Origin of the sequence: Citrobacter sp. RHB20-C16, assembly GCF_013890155.1 — a bacterium.
GTDB lineage: Bacteria > Pseudomonadota > Gammaproteobacteria > Enterobacterales > Enterobacteriaceae > Citrobacter_A > Citrobacter_A amalonaticus.
On record NZ_CP057630.1, the window covers coordinates 1,400,051 to 1,415,400 of the forward strand.

12 protein-coding genes are annotated in these 15,350 nt (G+C 54.4%); 2 read left to right on the forward strand and 10 right to left on the reverse strand.

The genetic code is table 11. The annotated features are described in order from the left end of the window. Window positions 1-53 precede the first annotated feature (53 nt). The gene (gene fsr, locus HVX64_RS06680) at window positions 54-1,274 is read right to left on the reverse strand and encodes a fosmidomycin MFS transporter (protein WP_043001542.1); all 1,221 of its coding nucleotides are present in this window, start codon (window positions 1,272-1,274) and stop codon (window positions 54-56) included. Between the two features lie 225 nt (window positions 1,275-1,499). Between fsr and ushA the strand changes: the two genes are divergently transcribed. Then, window positions 1,500-3,152 (forward strand): bifunctional UDP-sugar hydrolase/5'-nucleotidase UshA, encoded by a 1,653-nt coding sequence (ushA, locus tag HVX64_RS06685; protein WP_043001541.1) that lies wholly within the window; start codon window positions 1,500-1,502, stop codon window positions 3,150-3,152. A gap of 108 nt (window positions 3,153-3,260) precedes the next feature. On the opposite strand, the gene ybaK is transcribed toward ushA, so the two are convergent. The 7 genes from ybaK to HVX64_RS06720 all read right to left on the reverse strand — a co-directional run bounded on the left by ybaK (window position 3,261) and on the right by HVX64_RS06720 (window position 11,733). Continuing rightward, window positions 3,261-3,740, reverse strand: coding sequence for a Cys-tRNA(Pro)/Cys-tRNA(Cys) deacylase YbaK (gene ybaK / locus HVX64_RS06690; protein ID WP_043001540.1), 480 nt, complete (start codon window positions 3,738-3,740; stop codon window positions 3,261-3,263). Window positions 3,741-3,942: 202 nt separating this feature from the next. Then, window positions 3,943-4,737, reverse strand: a complete 795-nt coding sequence (locus HVX64_RS06695) for a TraB/GumN family protein (RefSeq protein WP_044258922.1) — start codon at window positions 4,735-4,737, stop codon at window positions 3,943-3,945. Between the two features lie 98 nt (window positions 4,738-4,835). Beyond that, a complete protein-coding gene (gene copA, locus HVX64_RS06700; RefSeq protein ID WP_044258920.1) occupies window positions 4,836-7,337 on the reverse strand; it encodes a copper-exporting P-type ATPase CopA in 2,502 nt (833 codons plus the stop codon). Between the two features lie 96 nt (window positions 7,338-7,433). Then, complete coding sequence (locus HVX64_RS06705; protein WP_043001536.1) at window positions 7,434-8,147, reverse strand: MgtC/SapB family protein; 714 nt, start codon at window positions 8,145-8,147, stop codon at window positions 7,434-7,436. Between the two features lie 61 nt (window positions 8,148-8,208). Next, window positions 8,209-9,192 carry a nucleoside hydrolase gene (locus tag HVX64_RS06710; RefSeq protein WP_044258917.1) on the reverse strand — a complete coding sequence of 328 codons (984 nt, stop codon included), beginning with the start codon at window positions 9,190-9,192 and terminating at the stop codon, window positions 8,209-8,211. A gap of 10 nt (window positions 9,193-9,202) precedes the next feature. Continuing rightward, window positions 9,203-10,234 carry a LacI family DNA-binding transcriptional regulator gene (locus HVX64_RS06715; protein WP_043001534.1) on the reverse strand — a complete coding sequence of 344 codons (1,032 nt, stop codon included), beginning with the start codon at window positions 10,232-10,234 and terminating at the stop codon, window positions 9,203-9,205. 104 nt (window positions 10,235-10,338) lie between these two features. Continuing rightward, window positions 10,339-11,733, reverse strand: a complete 1,395-nt coding sequence (locus HVX64_RS06720; protein WP_044258914.1) for an MFS transporter — start codon at window positions 11,731-11,733, stop codon at window positions 10,339-10,341. A gap of 374 nt (window positions 11,734-12,107) precedes the next feature. Here HVX64_RS06720 and cueR point away from each other — a divergent pair, with 374 nt between their 5' ends. Beyond that, on the forward strand, window positions 12,108-12,518 hold the full coding sequence (gene cueR / locus HVX64_RS06725; protein WP_044258912.1) for a Cu(I)-responsive transcriptional regulator: 411 nt from the start codon (window positions 12,108-12,110) through the stop codon (window positions 12,516-12,518). Here the strand turns inward: cueR and HVX64_RS06730 are convergent. Further along, window positions 12,515-13,231, reverse strand: coding sequence for a DUF3142 domain-containing protein (locus HVX64_RS06730; protein ID WP_044258910.1), 717 nt, complete (start codon window positions 13,229-13,231; stop codon window positions 12,515-12,517). The genes cueR and HVX64_RS06730 overlap by 4 nt on opposite strands. Beyond that, entirely contained in the window at window positions 13,201-15,348 is a 2,148-nt protein-coding gene (locus HVX64_RS06735; RefSeq protein WP_044259021.1) for a hypothetical protein, read from the reverse strand. Before HVX64_RS06735 ends, HVX64_RS06730 begins: the two co-directional genes overlap by 31 nt. Window positions 15,349-15,350 lie beyond the last annotated feature (2 nt).

Sequence of the window (15,350 nt, forward strand, 5' to 3'; positions counted from 1 at the left end):
CTTATGGCAGCAGGCTGAGAGGGCGGCTAAAGTTTAGCTTTAGCCGCAAAAACTCAGGCTTTATGCCGGTTATCAGGTAGGAATATGGTCAAGATCCCCAGAAGTGGCAGGAAAGCACAGATTTTATAGACTAACTCGATGCTGGTATGGTCAGCGAGCAGACCTAACACCGCGGCTCCCAGGCCACCCATCCCAAAGGCAAAACCAAAAAACAGACCAGAAACCATGCCGATACGACCCGGCAGTAGCTCCTGGGCATACACCAGAATGGCGGAAAACGCCGAGGCGAGAATAAAACCAATGATCACCGTTAAAATGCCGGTCCAGTGCAGGGTGGCATAAGGTAAAATCAACGTAAACGGCGCGACGCCGAGGATAGAGCCCCAAATGACATATTTTCTGCCAATCTTATCGCCTAAAGGCCCGCCAATTACCGTTCCTGCAGCAACCGCAAACAGGAAAGCAAAGAGGTGAAATTGCGCGTTTTGTACCGATAATCCGAATTTTTGCATCAGATAAAAGGTGTAATAGCTGCTGATGCTCGCCATATAGAAGTATTTCGAGAAAATCAGGATCAGCAGGACGCTGACCGCAAGCACCACCTTATTGCGCGGCAGTGGATTGATAATCGTTGCTTTTGGTTTCCCCTTGCTCATTCGATGCTGCGCGGCATACCAGCGGCTAATTTGCGCCAGCACAACAATGGCCAGCAGCGCCGCAAGAACGAACCAGGCCACATTACCTTTGCCGTAAGGGGCGATAATCACTGCCGCCAACAACGGACCGAGGGAGCTACCAAAGTTACCTCCCACCTGGAAGATGGACTGGGCAAGACCGTGGCGTCCGCCTGAGGCCATACGCGCCACACGGGACGATTCCGGGTGGAATACCGAAGAACCGGTGCCGACCAGCGCGGCAGCCAACAGCACGGTGCCAAAACTGCCGGCCATTGCCAACAGCACCAGACCGCTTAGCGTAAAGCACATGCCAATCGGCAGCGACCACGGCATCGGGTACTTATCGGTCCAGTAGCCAACCACCGGTTGTAGTAGCGAAGAGGCCAACTGGAAGGTCAGGGTGATCATCCCTATCTGCATAAAGGTCAGTGAAAATTCGGACTGTAATAGCGGATAGATCGCCAGAATTAACGACTGAATCATATCGTTAAGCAGATGTGAAAGGCTGATCGCGCCTAAAATGCCGAACGACGTGCGTGCCTTAGCGACTGGCGCGGACGCACCAGGTGCTGGCTGGGTTTGTTCACTCATTGCCATAGAAAGTCACTTCTGTCTGATTTGCGATGTATGCGCTTTATCCTTCACGCTACCCGGATGCAACGTGAATGATGTTGCGCACAGGGGAATATCGTCATTGTGATTATTACCTGACTAACATACCTGCGGACGAGGTTTGAAGGAAGTCTCAATTCTGAAAACTTATTCGACTATTATTTCAGATAATTGTAATTTCAGCCGAGTGAAGGAATCAGGGAGAGAAACATGAAATTTTTAAAACGGGGTGTGGCGCTGGCACTGTTCGCTGCATTCACGCTGGCAAGTCAGCCTGCTCAGGCTTATGAAAAAGATAAAACCTATAAAATCACCATTCTGCATACCAACGATCACCATGGCCATTTCTGGCGCAGCGAATACGGCGAGTACGGTCTCTCAGCGCAAAAAACGCTGGTGGACGGGATTCGTCGCGAGGTGGCTGCCGAAGGGGGCAGCGTCCTGCTGCTGTCCGGCGGTGACATCAACACTGGCGTACCCGAATCGGATCTACAGGATGCTGAGCCCGACTTTCGCGGGATGAACCTGATTGGTTATGACGCGATGGCGGTCGGTAACCACGAATTTGATAATCCGCTCACCGTCCTGCGTCAGCAGGAGAAGTGGGCGAAGTTCCCGTTTCTCTCAGCCAATATTTACCAGAAAAGTACCGGCGAGCGCCTGTTTAAACCCTGGGCCATTTTTAAACGCCAGGATTTGAAAATCGCGGTGATCGGTTTGACCACCGACGACACGGCGAAAATCGGTAACCCTGAGTTCTTCACCGATATTGAATTTCGCAAACCAGCGGAAGAGGCAAAGGTGGTGATTCAGGAATTGCAGATGAATGAAAAGCCGGACGTCATGATTGCCACCACTCATATGGGGCATTACGACAACGGCAACCACGGATCGAACGCGCCGGGCGACGTTGAAATGGCGCGCAGTCTGCCAGAGGGCGCGCTGGCGATGATTGTGGGTGGTCACTCACAGGACCCGGTGTGCATGGCGGCGGAAAATAAGAAACAGGTGGATTACGTTCCCGGTACGCCGTGTGCACCGGACAAACAGAATGGTATCTGGATCGTGCAGGCTCATGAGTGGGGGAAATACGTGGGTCGCGCGGACTTTGAGTTCCGTAACGGCGAGATGAAAATGGTCAACTATCAGCTGATTCCGGTGAACCTGAAGAAGAAAGTGACCTGGGAAGACGGGAAAAGTGAGCACGTACTTTACACCCCGGAAATCGCGGAGAATGCGCAGATGCTCTCGCTGTTGTCACCGTTCCAGAATAAAGGAAAAGCGCAGTTGGATGTGAAAATTGGTGCGGTGAATGACCGACTGGAAGGTGATCGCAGCAAGGTCCGTTTTGTACAAACCAACATGGGGCATTTGATTCTGGCTGCGCAAATGGCGCGCACCGGTGCCGATTTTGGCGTTATGAGCGGCGGCGGCATTCGTGACTCGATTGACGGCGGGGATATCACCTATAAAAGCGTGCTGAAGGTTCAGCCATTCGGCAACGTTGTCGTATATGCCGACATGAACGGTAAGGATGTGACGGATTATCTGACGGCCGTGGCGCAAATGAAACCGGACTCCGGTGCCTATCCGCAGTTTGCCAGGGTTAGCTTTGTGGCAAAAGAGGGCAAGCTCAACGATTTGAAAATCAACGGCGAGCCGGTTGACCCGGCAAAAACCTACCGTATGGCGACGCTCAGCTTTAACGCGACCGGCGGCGACGGATATCCGCGTATTGATAACAAACCGGGGTACGTCAACACCGGGTTTATTGATGCGGAAGTGCTGAAGGAATACATTCAGAAAAACTCACCGCTGGATGCCAGTGCGTATGAGCCGAAGGGGGAAGTTAGCTGGCAGTAACAGGGCGGAGTGCCGGATGGCGGTGCGGGCACCTTATCCGGCCTACAGGTTAGTGCGGTTTCCTGGCCTGATAAGCGTCGCGCTATCAGGCCATCATTCTATAATCACTTAATCCCGGCGGGCGATATCGGCGAATTCAGCCTCCAGAATCGCGGCTAAATCAACCGCCGCCAGTTCAATATCCAGCCCGCGTTTGCCGCCAGAGACAAAAATGGTGTCAAACGTCCGGGCTGGCGCATCAATCAGCGTCGGTAGACGTTTTTTTTGTCCCAGTGGGCTAATGCCGCCGACCAGATACCCGGTCGTGCGTTGCGCAACCAGCGGATCGGCCATATCGACCTTTTTCGCGCCGAGTGCTTTGGCGACTTTTTTCAGATCCAGTTGTCCGGCCACGGGCGTGACTGCAACCGCCAGATGTTTCATATCGCCATTCACCGCCACCAGCAGCGTTTTGTACACCTGATCGGCATTCAGCCCTAACTTGCGCACCACCTCATCGCCGAAGTTGGTCTCGGCGGGATCGTGGTCGTAGGTATGGATCCTGAACGTAATTTTGTTTTTTTCGAGTAATTTAACGGCGGGTGTCATAGCTATTTTTCCTGGCTAAACCAAATGACGAGTCAAGCATATCTCTAACGAATGTTCGAAATATAGTACCATCTTGCGCAATTATGTTGGCAGGATGCAGAGTTTGAGCGACAATCGACATACACCGTCGCATTAAGCGGCGGCATAATAATAATGATGAAATTCCTCTTTGACGGGCCAATAGAAATATTGGCCACTTTTTTTATCGCATCAGCTCCGGCAGATTTCCCTCTCCATAAAGGTGCAGCGCGCCGACGGCCACCACATAGCGACCCGCAGGCAGTGCCGCCAGACGATCCCGCCAGGCGATATTGCGTTGATGCATCAGCACATCGTACAGCGACTGACTGAAGGTGTTGGGAAGCGTCAGGTGATTGTCCTGCGGCGGGGAGTCAAGCCACCAGCTCATCATCTGTTGCAGTAACCGGGCGTTGGTGTGCCAGTGCGTTAGTGTGTCCTCCAGCAGTGCCAGGCCGTTGTCTGGCAGTTCACACAACAGTGCAATCTGGCTGGCGGCACCTTCCAGTTCAATCACCGGTTTTTCTGCCTTTTTCGCGGCCTGCAACAGCTGATAATCAATACCGTATTCCGGGCGTAATCCCAACTGTTGCGCCTGGGTGGCCTGCAACACCATCGCGATTTGCCACAGCGGTTGTGTGGAAAACAGCGTCGGAGAGATCCCCAATTCATCGGTCGCGCGATGCAGATTGCGCAACTGCTCCTCGCTGATGCGCTCTTCCAGTGCGGCAAATTCGGGTAGATCGGCAAAAGGGCTGTCATTGCCGGAGACGTCGGCCTCAACAATTAGTGCATCGGCGCTGTTAAGCTTTTTGAGCAGTCTGGCAGGGAGAGGGGACATATCGCGACTGCCCATATGAATACTGCCAATCAGGTGGAAATGGCGGTTGCCGGGCAACGAAACATCAATGGCGGGCCAGGTATAGCGATTGCCGGATAGCGTAGCGAAGAATGTTTTTACCCGGTAAAACAGATCCATGCGACCTCCCTAATCAGAAGCCCATGCTAACGCGTGGCCCAGGGGTGTGCAATGTGTGAATTGCCGGATGGCGGCGCTAAAACGCCATCCGGCATCGCTTACTCTTTCGGTTTAAAGCGCAGCAGTCGGTTCGCGTTGCTCACCACGGTAATGGACGAGAGCGCCATCGCCGCACCGGCAACCACCGGGTTCAGCAACGTACCGGTAAACGGCCACAGAATACCGGCTGCAACAGGAATACCGATGCTGTTGTAGATGAATGCGCCAAGCAGGTTTTGCTTCATGTTTCGAAGCGTTGCGCGGGAAATAGACAGTGCATCTGCCACGCCCATCAGGCTATGACGCATCAGGGTAATTGCAGCGGTTTCGATAGCCACATCGCTGCCGCCGCCCATTGCGATCCCGACATCGGCTTGCGCCAGCGCCGGTGCATCATTGATGCCGTCACCGACCATCGCCACCTGACGCCCCTGGCTTTGCAGACGTTTAATGGCATCGGCTTTACCGTCCGGCAGAACGCCGGCAATCACCTCATCAATTCCCGCCTCTTTGGCGATGGCGTTAGCCGTCGTCGGGTTATCGCCGGTTAACATCACCAGACGATAGCCGGCGCGGTGCAGTCGCTGAAGGGCGGCCACGCTGTCGCTACGCAACGGATCGCGCACGGCCAGCAGCGCTGCCGCTTTACCATCAATCGCCAGCAGCACCGGCGTAGCGCCCTGAGAAGCCTGGGCCGATATCTCGGTTTCCAGTTCGCGAGTGTCAACCTGCTGCTCGTTCAGCAGGGCCTGGTTGCCCAACAACAGCGTATGCCCTTCGGCTTCACCGCTAACGCCTAATCCACGCAGGGTGCGGAAACCGTTGACCTGCGGCAGTGCACCATCACCGGCTTTGTCGAGAATCGCTCGCGCCAGAGGGTGGCTGGAGCCTTGCTCAAGCGCCGCCGCCAGACGCAGCACCTGCGCCTCGTCAGTCTCGCCTACGGTTTTAATCGCCACCACCTGGGGTTTGCCTTCGGTCAGTGTCCCGGTTTTGTCGAAGACCACGGTATCCAGAGTGCTGGCGCGCTGCAGCGCATCGGCATCACGCACCAGTACGCCAAACTCAGCCGCACGACCCACGCCGGAAATAATAGACATTGGAGTTGCCAGACCCAGCGCACACGGACAGGCAATAATCAGTACTGTGGTTGCAATCACCAGGGTGTAGACAATTTGCGGTGCCGGGCCAAAGAAGTACCAGATACCCGCGCTGACCAGCGCAATCACGACCACAACCGGAACAAACACGGCGGAAATCTTATCGGCCATCTGACCGATTTCCGGCTTACTGCTCTGGGCCTGGCGCACCATACGGATAATGCGCGACAGCGTAGTATGGCTGCCGACTGCGCTGGCGCGGAACAACACGCTGCCATCCTGCACAACGGTACCGGCATGCACACTGTCGCCTTCCCCTTTTTGCTGTGGGATAGGTTCGCCGGTAAGCATCGCCTCATCCAGCCAGGCTTCGCCCTGGGTGATTTCACCGTCAACCGGTACGCGGTCGCCGGTGGTCAGACGCAACAGCATCCCCGGTTGAACCTCTGCCAGCGGTACGCTCTTTTCACCGTCTTCTGTCACCACTCGCGCCGTTGGCGGCGTGAGATCGAGTAATTTTTCCAGCGCCTTAGACGAGCGCTGACGCGCGCGGGCTTCCAGCATGTGTCCGAGGTTAATCAGACCAATGATCATCGCGCTGGCTTCATAATAAAGATGACGCGCTTCCATCGGGAACCACTGCGGCCACAGGTTGACGCTCATCGAGTACAACCAGGCTACGCCGGTGCCCAGCGCCACCAGGGTGTCCATCGTGGCGGTGCCGTTCATCAGGCTCTTCCACGCGCTGCGATAAAAATGGCCGCCGGCAAAAACCATCACGGCGAGCGTCGCCAGACCTATCGCCAGCCACAGGCTGCGGTTGTCGGCGGTCACCATCATGTTATCGCCCATCATCCCCCAGACCATCACCGGCACACCCACCAGCAGGGCGACAATCGCCTGCCAGCGGAAGCGTTTCATTATCGCGACGGCGGTTTCCTGCTGGCGCTCACGGCGTTTGAGATCGTCTTCAATCGCCTCCGCGCCATAGCCGGCTTTTTCCACCGCCTGGACTAAATCGGCGGCGGACGCACTGCCCATCACCAGCGCAGTACGTTCCGCGAGGTTTACCCGTGCCTGCGTGACCCCGGGAACGCTTTGCAGCGCATTTTGTACCCGGGAAACACAGCTGGCGCAGCTCATGCCGCTTAACAGCAGCTGTTGGCTCTCATCTTCAGCCGTCGCTGCCGGAAGCTCAGGAGGGACCGCTGCCAGTGCTTCCGACGGGATTGATGACTCCGCCAGCGGTTTAGCCTTTGGGTGGCTTAACTCTGCGCCGTAACCGGCTTGTTTGATGGTGTCGATAAGCGCTTCGGCGCTGGCGGTACCGGTGACGTGCGCTTCAGTCACGGTAACCTCAGCCTGTTCAACATCCGGGCGTTGTTCAAGACTCTCTTTTACGCGTTTGACGCAGTGACCGCAGGACAGGCCGTCCAGGGTCAGGTCGATAGTGTGAGACATCACTTCACTCCTTTATTACAGGGATTAATTGACTGTGATAAAGGTTAAACCTTCCAGCAAGGGGAAGGTCAAGGGATTTGTTTTCACCCTGTTTTTTTAATGTTCCAGTGCGATGGCGCAGACATGTTCGAGGGTGGAAAGGTTGTTGTAAAGTTCCGGTAAGGTCATTTTTTTTCTAATCACGACTTTTAGATTAACCTCTATTTTCCCCTTTTTGACATCGCGGATGGTGATAGCTTCAATAATGTTTTTTTGCTGATTAATACTTTCCACCAGCGTTTGTAGTCCTGATTTTTCGTCAAGAATAATGCGAATCTTAACTTTACCGGGCAATTGATTTTTAGTTTGTAAAAAGATAACAAAATAGCTGAGCTTTATGGCCAGCAGGAACAGGCCTGTGGCAAGAAGCGCATGCATATAAAAACCGGCGCCACTGGTAATTCCCACTCCCGCAGAAGCCCATACAATGGCTGCGGTTGTCAGCCCGGAGATGGCGTCGTCATGGCGATGAAGGATAACACCTGCACCGAGAAAGCCTACGCCGCTGATAATTTGTGCGGCCAGGCGCATCGGATCGCTACGTATATTCATCGAGATTTCCGCGTAATACTCTGCTGACTGAATAGAGACGATGGTCAGAACGCAACTGGCGACGGAAATAATGACGCACGTTTTAAATCCGACAGGCTTTCCTTTCGATTCCCTTTCAAGACCGATGATCCCGCCGAGGATAAAAGCGACGCAAATTTTGCCCAGCGTAATTAACAGAGATTCTCCTTCACCGAATAAGAGGAAGGATAACGTATTCATATTTCCTCCGGAAAACTCACCTCAAACAGCGTAAAAAGGTCTCCTTTTCTGACCCGTAACGCTAGGCGCGGTAGGTATGGATATAGTGCTCAATCAGCGAAAGAAGACGCCGGTTATCGATGCTCTGCAGAATTTTTACCCGCGCACCTTTTGGTTCAGGGATCCCTACATTGAGACGCAACGTGTCACGTCCATAGCGACAGGTCATACCGCGCGTGATGCCTTCCAGAGAGACATCCAGGTAATCTTCCTCCATTGTTGCCAGAGAGGGATCCAGTAACCAGGCAACGGTTAACGCATCATGGATCCAACATCCGGGCAGATGGCGGGTTTGCATAGAGTAGGTGATCCACGGACGAATGGTTTGCGCCAGATAACGGCTAAGCCCGTTTTCTGTTTTTGCCAGACGATCCAAATCGGCGTGAAGCATTTGAGTTTTCGTTGTCACATCCATCGGGACCAGCGTGACGGGCGCGCCGCTGGTAAGCACCGCATGAGCCGCCTCAGGATCCAGACCAAAATTGGTATCTTTCAGGTAGCCCGGCACATTGAATACGCCGCCCATAACAACGATATTTTTGACCGCGTGAACAATCTGCGGGTAAAGCTGCAGGGCAATGGCCACATTGGTGAGTGGACCGGTAGCAACCAACGTGATTTCACCAGGGTTATTACAGATGAGTTCACCTATCGCCTCGGGTGCATGGGGGGGCACCTGCTGGCACAATGCCGGGGCAGGAACTTCCGACCAGAGTTTCCGTAAGCCAAACTGATCGACACCCTGATCCAGTTTTTCACGCCAGGGAAGCGGATCTTCCCGGAGCGCACGCGAGGCTCCACGGTAAACAGAAACGGGAATAGCCAATTGCGCAATGAGATCTTTAGCGACGGCATATCCCACATCTGCTGGCGTATTTCCTGCGACAGTAGTGATCATTTCCAGAGTGATTTGCGGAGCGGCAATCGCCAGCGCTAGCGCCAGGCCGTCATCAATATTCGCGCCGGGAATGCCATTGCCTGGATCGCAGTCAATTATGATACGCATCGATGTATTTTCACGTTGTCTCGGGTTGTACTTCATGTCCCTGGCAGCCACACGATTCTCCTGTTCGTAAATAAAACTCAAATTCAACGCGGCGAACCTCTCCATCCCAATTTTTCAGCATGTCAATTGCCGCACGGGCCATCTTATCGACCGGTTGCAGAACGGCGGTCAAAGAAGGGACGTTGTAAGCCGATTCATGTGTTGCGTTAAAACAGACCAGTGCAACATCTTCAGGGACGCGCAGCCCATGTTCCGCCAGGGCGCGTAAGCAACCCAGTGCCTGCTGTTCATTCGTCGCGAACAACGCGCGCGGTGGCTGGCGTTGCAGCATACGTTTTGTCGCCTCGTAACCTCCGGCGCGGGTATAGTTGGTCGAAAAAATCCATGAAGGATTGACCATTAGCGATGAGGCTTCCAGCGCCTGCTGCCAGCCCCGGATACGATCCTGAGTATTCAGCATTTCACGCGGGCCACAGATGATGCCGATGTCGCGATATCCGTGATCAATCAGATGTTGGGTTACCTGCATCGCCGCCTGTTGTTCATCAACCTGGATAACGCTGACGTTAAGTCCAGGATCCACGCGATCGAGCATAACGCAGGGCGTACCGCTCTCCTGAATCAAATTGATATAAGGATGGCGATCCACACTGGTGTAGATCAGCCCGTCAACCTGGCGGTGCAACATATTATTAATCAGTTCACGTTCACGGCAGCTGCTGTCGCCCGCATCACCCAGCAGGAGTACTTTGCCATCAGCAAATGCTTCGTGTTGCAGAGCATGAGCCATAGAGGCGATAAACGGGTTCGAGATATCCGGTGCGACAAGCCCATAAGTTTGTGTACTCCCTGAAGCCAGCGCACGCGCGATGCCATTGGGTCGATAGCCGGTTTTCTTAATGGCCTGTAGTACACGTTGCCGGGTCGCTTCGGCAACGGGACGTGGACCATTATTAATAACGTAACTAACGACAGCGACGGACGTTCCCGCTTCTTTTGCCACGTCAGAACGTGTTACGCGTTGCGAATGTGATTGAGTCACGAGGCACCTACCTGATTGCGTTCAGAGTGATTTTTTCCAGACAGCATAAGGCGTTATGACCCAAAAATCTTTGGTAAAGAACGCGCATCTCACGTTCTCTGGCCTCAAATTGCATCCTCGGGTAAGTTAAGATCCCGTCCACGGGTTTCTGGTGCAAAGAACGTGGTTACCAGTCCAATTGTGGCCATCAGAGCGAAATAGAGAGCGATTGGCCACCAGTGCCCATAAAACGAGAGCAATGCCGAGGCGATAAGTGGCGCTGTCCCGCCAGACATAATCGAACCGAGCTCTTTTGCAAATGCCATTTTGGTATAACGATTCTTGACACCGAAAAGCTCAACGCCCCATGCAGCCTGAACACCAAAAATACCCAGTGACGCGATTCCCATCCCGGTAATGATCGTTGGGATGACAATCCATGGCTCACGAGAATCCAGCAGCATGAATGCCGGAAAAGCATACAGGATCAGTAACAAGCAGAACCAACGATAGACGATACGTCTGCCGAATCGATCGGAAAGCCAGCCCGCCAGAGGAATAATGGCAAATCCCAGAACCGATGCGATAAACACCGCCACGGTCGGCACTGATTTATCCACCATCAGCACTTTAGCGACATAGCCAATGATAAATCCCTGTGCCAGGTAGGAGGGGCCATTCTCGCCAATGCGTAAGCCGACCATGGTCCAGAACGCACGGGTCCGTTTCCAGAAACTACGTGTATCATGCTGTTGCTGCGCTTTTCCCTCGCGAAGAACTTTTTCTCGCTCGGCCTGCAGGAGGGCCTTTTGACGTTCAAAAACGGGCGTTTCACGCATATGGCGACGAATGAATAGCGCAGCAGCGGCGATAAGAATGCTGCAAAGAAAAGGAATACGCCATCCCCAGCTTAATAAGTCATCTTTGTCCATTTGCAGGACGATGAGCCAAACCAACGAAGCCAGTAATGTTCCGCTGTTTGAGCCCAGCGCGATAATCGAGGAAACCAGCCCACGGCGTTTAACGGGAGCATATTCACCGAGCATCACGGTACCCCCTGAAAGTTCCGCTCCGGCCCCCAGGCCCTGAGAAAATCGAAGGATAACCAGGCATACCGGCGCCCAGACGCCAATCTGGGCGTAGCTGGGGATCAAACCTATTAACATGGTCGACAAGCCCATCAATCCAATCGTGATAACCATGACAATCTTCCGACCATGTTTATCGCCTATCCAGCCAAACAGAAGCGCACCGATGGGGCGAGCAATAAACCCAACGGAATAGGCGGCAAAGCTGGAAAGTAACGCCATGACAGGTGTCGCTTCCGGAAAAAAGACATCGCCAAAGATAATGCCTGCGGCAAGACCGTACAGGGCAAAATCGGCATACTCCATCGTGGTGCCTAACCAGCAGGAAAATGTCGCTCGCCAAAATTCGCGGCGTCCTTCGGGGGTTTCCAGCCGCTCCTGAGCGGCTTGTTGGTTATCCGTCAGGGGAACAGAGGATGAATGCGTGTTCATAAGAACTCCTTGAAGTTATCTGTCGACATACGTCGCAGGCTTGTGCTCTTCACGTTCTACTCGCGTAGATATTATATTTTTACCGGAGATTAATAAATCTACCCGCGTAGAATGATCAAGTAAAAGAGTTAAAATTGCGAAAGCGATCACTTATAACAGGCAATTGTTACAAAAAAAGGTACGCCTGCTTCGATGTTCTTCACTGTTTATGAAGTACGAACGTTCGACGGTTCCGGAAATGTGAAAGTGGCAGTGGTAACGCCCGCGACCTGTGAAGTGACAGGAGGTTACTGGCATCTATTGGATGGGTGTGTGGTGTCAGCCACAAGTACGTTATAATGACACCATGCCACAGCTTAAGGTGCGGAGGACGTGTGAATATCAGCGATGTAGCAAAAAAAACCGGTTTAACCAGTAAAGCGATCCGCTTTTATGAAGAAAAAGGGCTGGTCACGCCGCCGCTGCGTGGTGAAAACGGTTATCGCACCTACGGGCAACAGCATCTCAATGAACTGACGCTGCTGCGCCAGGCGCGCCAGGTCGGATTCAACCTTGAAGAGTGCGGTGAACTGGTAAATCTGTTCAACGATCCGGGGCGTCACAGCGCGGATGTCAAAAAGCGGACGCTGGAGAAAGTGGCTGAAATTGAGCGCCATATCAGCGAATTACAGTCAATGCGCGTACAGTTGCTGGCGCTGGCGGAGTCGTGTCCGGGCGATGACAGCGCGGAATGCCCTATTATTGATAACCTTTCTGGCTGTTGCCACCACAAGGCGCAGGCTTAACGCGCGTCGGGATTAAGCATAAAGACCACCGTGCCGCGATACCACGGGGATGTGCGTAACTGCGCTTCCGCCTGGCTGTCCCGCTTACCGTGCTGTACCAGACCAAGCTTAAAGGGAATTCGCAGGCGGGAGAGGGCGGGCAGGTAGTCCTGATAATTCGTCACCGTGTGCCGTCCCTGATAGCTCTGCACTACCAGTTCATCGATTGGCAGCGCGTTCAGCGTTGCAATGTCACCGGTTTTCGCCCAGTCCAGCAATCCGGTTACCCCAAGAGCAAAATCGGGTGGCAGTTGTTGGCGCAATACCCGCAGAAAGCGGGCGTAGTCGGCGAGTTGATGCGTCGCGGCGTCAAAATCGACCTGTAGCCCTACCACCTGATTTCCCGCCCCCTGCCAGCGCTGCATCAGCCGCACGATGCGTGCCGGAATCGCGTCCGGAACGTCGAGCGTGGTAAAGCGCACGGTAAGCCAGATGGACGGAAACGTCAGGCGGCTGACGGGAAGCCCCAGACGCTGAAACTCCACGCCCTTTGCCCGCATCAATACTTCCCCCTGATGCAGATAGACCGTTTGGGCGCCTCTCAGTTCATCGCTGGCTTTCACCCCTGACCAGAGCCAGAAGGCGGGATGTTCACGGGCGATAACCGTCTCATCCGCCTGCGCCTGTCCCGCCAGTAGCGCGATTACCAGTAGTATTTGAGTTTTTGCGCCCACGGACTGCCCGGATACTGGGTTTTCAACTGCGTGAACCAGCCTTTGCGCTGCTGTTTGTCCACCTCTTCTCCGCCACACTCATTCGTGCCGGACGGGGCGTAACACATGATGGCGCGATACAGTGCGTAACTTCTGTCTTCGTGCTCGGCTTTTGGCGAGGTGATGACCTGCTGGTAGTAACTCTGGCGATCATACTGCCCAACCGGACGCTTGCGGTCGATAGCGGTCTCCAGCACGCCATTCCCTGCGCTGTCTTTCCACAAATCGGCATGGGTTTGTGACGTGCGGAAGAACTCACCCAGACAGTTCAGCGCATGGGCATCATCGGGATTTTTGCTCAGCGTGCCGACGGTCTCATTGAGGCTGCGGCACACGTAACCGACTTCAGCGGCGTCACCGTTCCAGTCAAACGTGCTCAGATTGACGTCGTCGAATGCTTCGCCGATCACCGGCTGTGTGATGGCGCTGGCGAGTTTGCGGTCCTGCAGCCAGTCGCTAAAGCGGTTTTCTGTGAGATCGCGCACCAGCAGCGTATGCAGCGCGATAGTGCGTTCTTCGTTATTCGGTCCCTGGCTGACCTGCTGACGCAACTGTTCAGGCGTCGCCACGGTTTTCAGTACCCGGGAACGATAACGCAGGTTGGTGACCGCGCTGTCCGGGGCAAAAACCGCCTCCGTATCGCCACTGTACACCAGCGTGGCCGTCAGTTTTGCCTGCACATACTGCTGCTGTTCGTTATCCTGGCTCAGCTTCAGCAATGTCGACCAGAAATCACGCGCTTCTGACCACTGCTTTTGACCCATCAGCGCGTTACCGTAGAGAACCTGTTCGCTGAAAGCGAGGATATCGTGAGCCGGAAGTTGTTTTGCCGGGGTAACCGCCTGAAGAATCGCAGCATTGTTTTCTGTCGCCAGCCACAGGTTGAGTTGCAGATCGCGCCACAGCGGCAGTTTTCCGCTTTTTTCAAAAACCGGTTTGCTGGCATCCAGGTTAGCCTGCGTCAGGGTTGGCTTCTGGTCGCTGTTCAGACGAAGGGCGCGTAGCATCTCGGTATAGCTGACGAGAGGGGCGTCGGCGAACGCCTCCTGTACCGATTGATCGTAAAACTGCCTGCCATAGACATTATCGTATTCAATCACCCGGTTTCGCAGCGTCTGCGCATCGGCGGCCTGCCGGAATGCCTGCTCATACAATCCTGCAAGCGACGCCCAGTCCTGCAAATACCAGTGGATGCGACGCAGCATGCCGTGTGCGGAATCGGCATAGCGGCCTTCAGGCCAGCACTGGAGATAGGTGTGCGCCTCTTTTTGCGCGAGTAAGGCGTCTTCACGGTTTATTCGCGCGATATCAAAATCGCCATATTCGCCGACGCTGTTCTGGCTGCTTTTGTTCAGCGCCGTGCGCATCAGCATATATTGCGCGGTTTCCGCCAGCCACGGGCGATCGCTCTTAAGCAGCGACGTGAAGACCTGCGCCGCGCTTTCGTATTCACCCGCGTAAAAATGGGCTGCGGCGTTCAGATAGGTTTTATACGCCAGGGCAGGTGAGTCCGCCGGGAGCGTAGTGAGAGAGGCCGTGATTTGCTCTGCGCTGGCCCCGGAATAGAGTCCCAGACGTGCCTGCGCCAGCGCCTGCTTTTGTTCTGCTGTCAGCGTAGCATCGCTCAGTAGCGCGGCAAAAAACTGACTGACGCTGTCGGCATTATTGGAGACAAAACGGTTTTCCTGCTCACCGTCGTGGTTGAATTCAACCGCCGCTACCTGCAGCGTTGCCATCTGCTGGGCGAGTGTATTGGGTGCATTCTGCGTTTGTGCAGGCGAGTCCGTGCGGACATCATCGTCATCCCACTGCGGGTGATAAGCAAAATAGAAATCGCGTGAGCGGGTGATATCCGCAGGCATCGACTGAACGGGCACAGCAAACGACTTTGCCTCACTCAGCAGGCGCAACAGGTTATCGCGTGAATCATTATCGGGCGTCAGAACAGGGGCGCCTTTTAGCAGACAGCGCGCGTCGCTCCAGGTGCAGTTTGCGATATCAAACGAGGCGAATGCCTGAGGGGCGGCGCTCGCCAGTAATGCACAAAAGCTAAATGCCAGAGGCGTCTTCCTGACCATCA

Bases quoted from the DNA above. Each gene is read 5' to 3' on its own strand.
- ushA (WP_043001541.1), top strand. From the start codon at position 1,500: ATGAAATTTTTAAAACGGGGTGTGGCGCTGGCACTGTTCGCTGCATTC.
- HVX64_RS06720 (WP_044258914.1), bottom strand. From the start codon at position 11,733: ATGAACACGCATTCATCCTCTGTTCCCCTGACGGATAACCAACAAGCC.
- copA (WP_044258920.1), bottom strand. From the start codon at position 7,337: ATGTCTCACACTATCGACCTGACCCTGGACGGCCTGTCCTGCGGTCAC.
- HVX64_RS06705 (WP_043001536.1), bottom strand. From the start codon at position 8,147: ATGAATACGTTATCCTTCCTCTTATTCGGTGAAGGAGAATCTCTGTTA.
- HVX64_RS06735 (WP_044259021.1), bottom strand. From the start codon at position 15,348: ATGGTCAGGAAGACGCCTCTGGCATTTAGCTTTTGTGCATTACTGGCG.
- ybaK (WP_043001540.1), bottom strand. From the start codon at position 3,740: ATGACACCCGCCGTTAAATTACTCGAAAAAAACAAAATTACGTTCAGG.
- HVX64_RS06695 (WP_044258922.1), bottom strand. From the start codon at position 4,737: ATGGATCTGTTTTACCGGGTAAAAACATTCTTCGCTACGCTATCCGGC.
- HVX64_RS06710 (WP_044258917.1), bottom strand. From the start codon at position 9,192: ATGCGTATCATAATTGACTGCGATCCAGGCAATGGCATTCCCGGCGCG.
- fsr (WP_043001542.1), bottom strand. From the start codon at position 1,274: ATGGCAATGAGTGAACAAACCCAGCCAGCACCTGGTGCGTCCGCGCCA.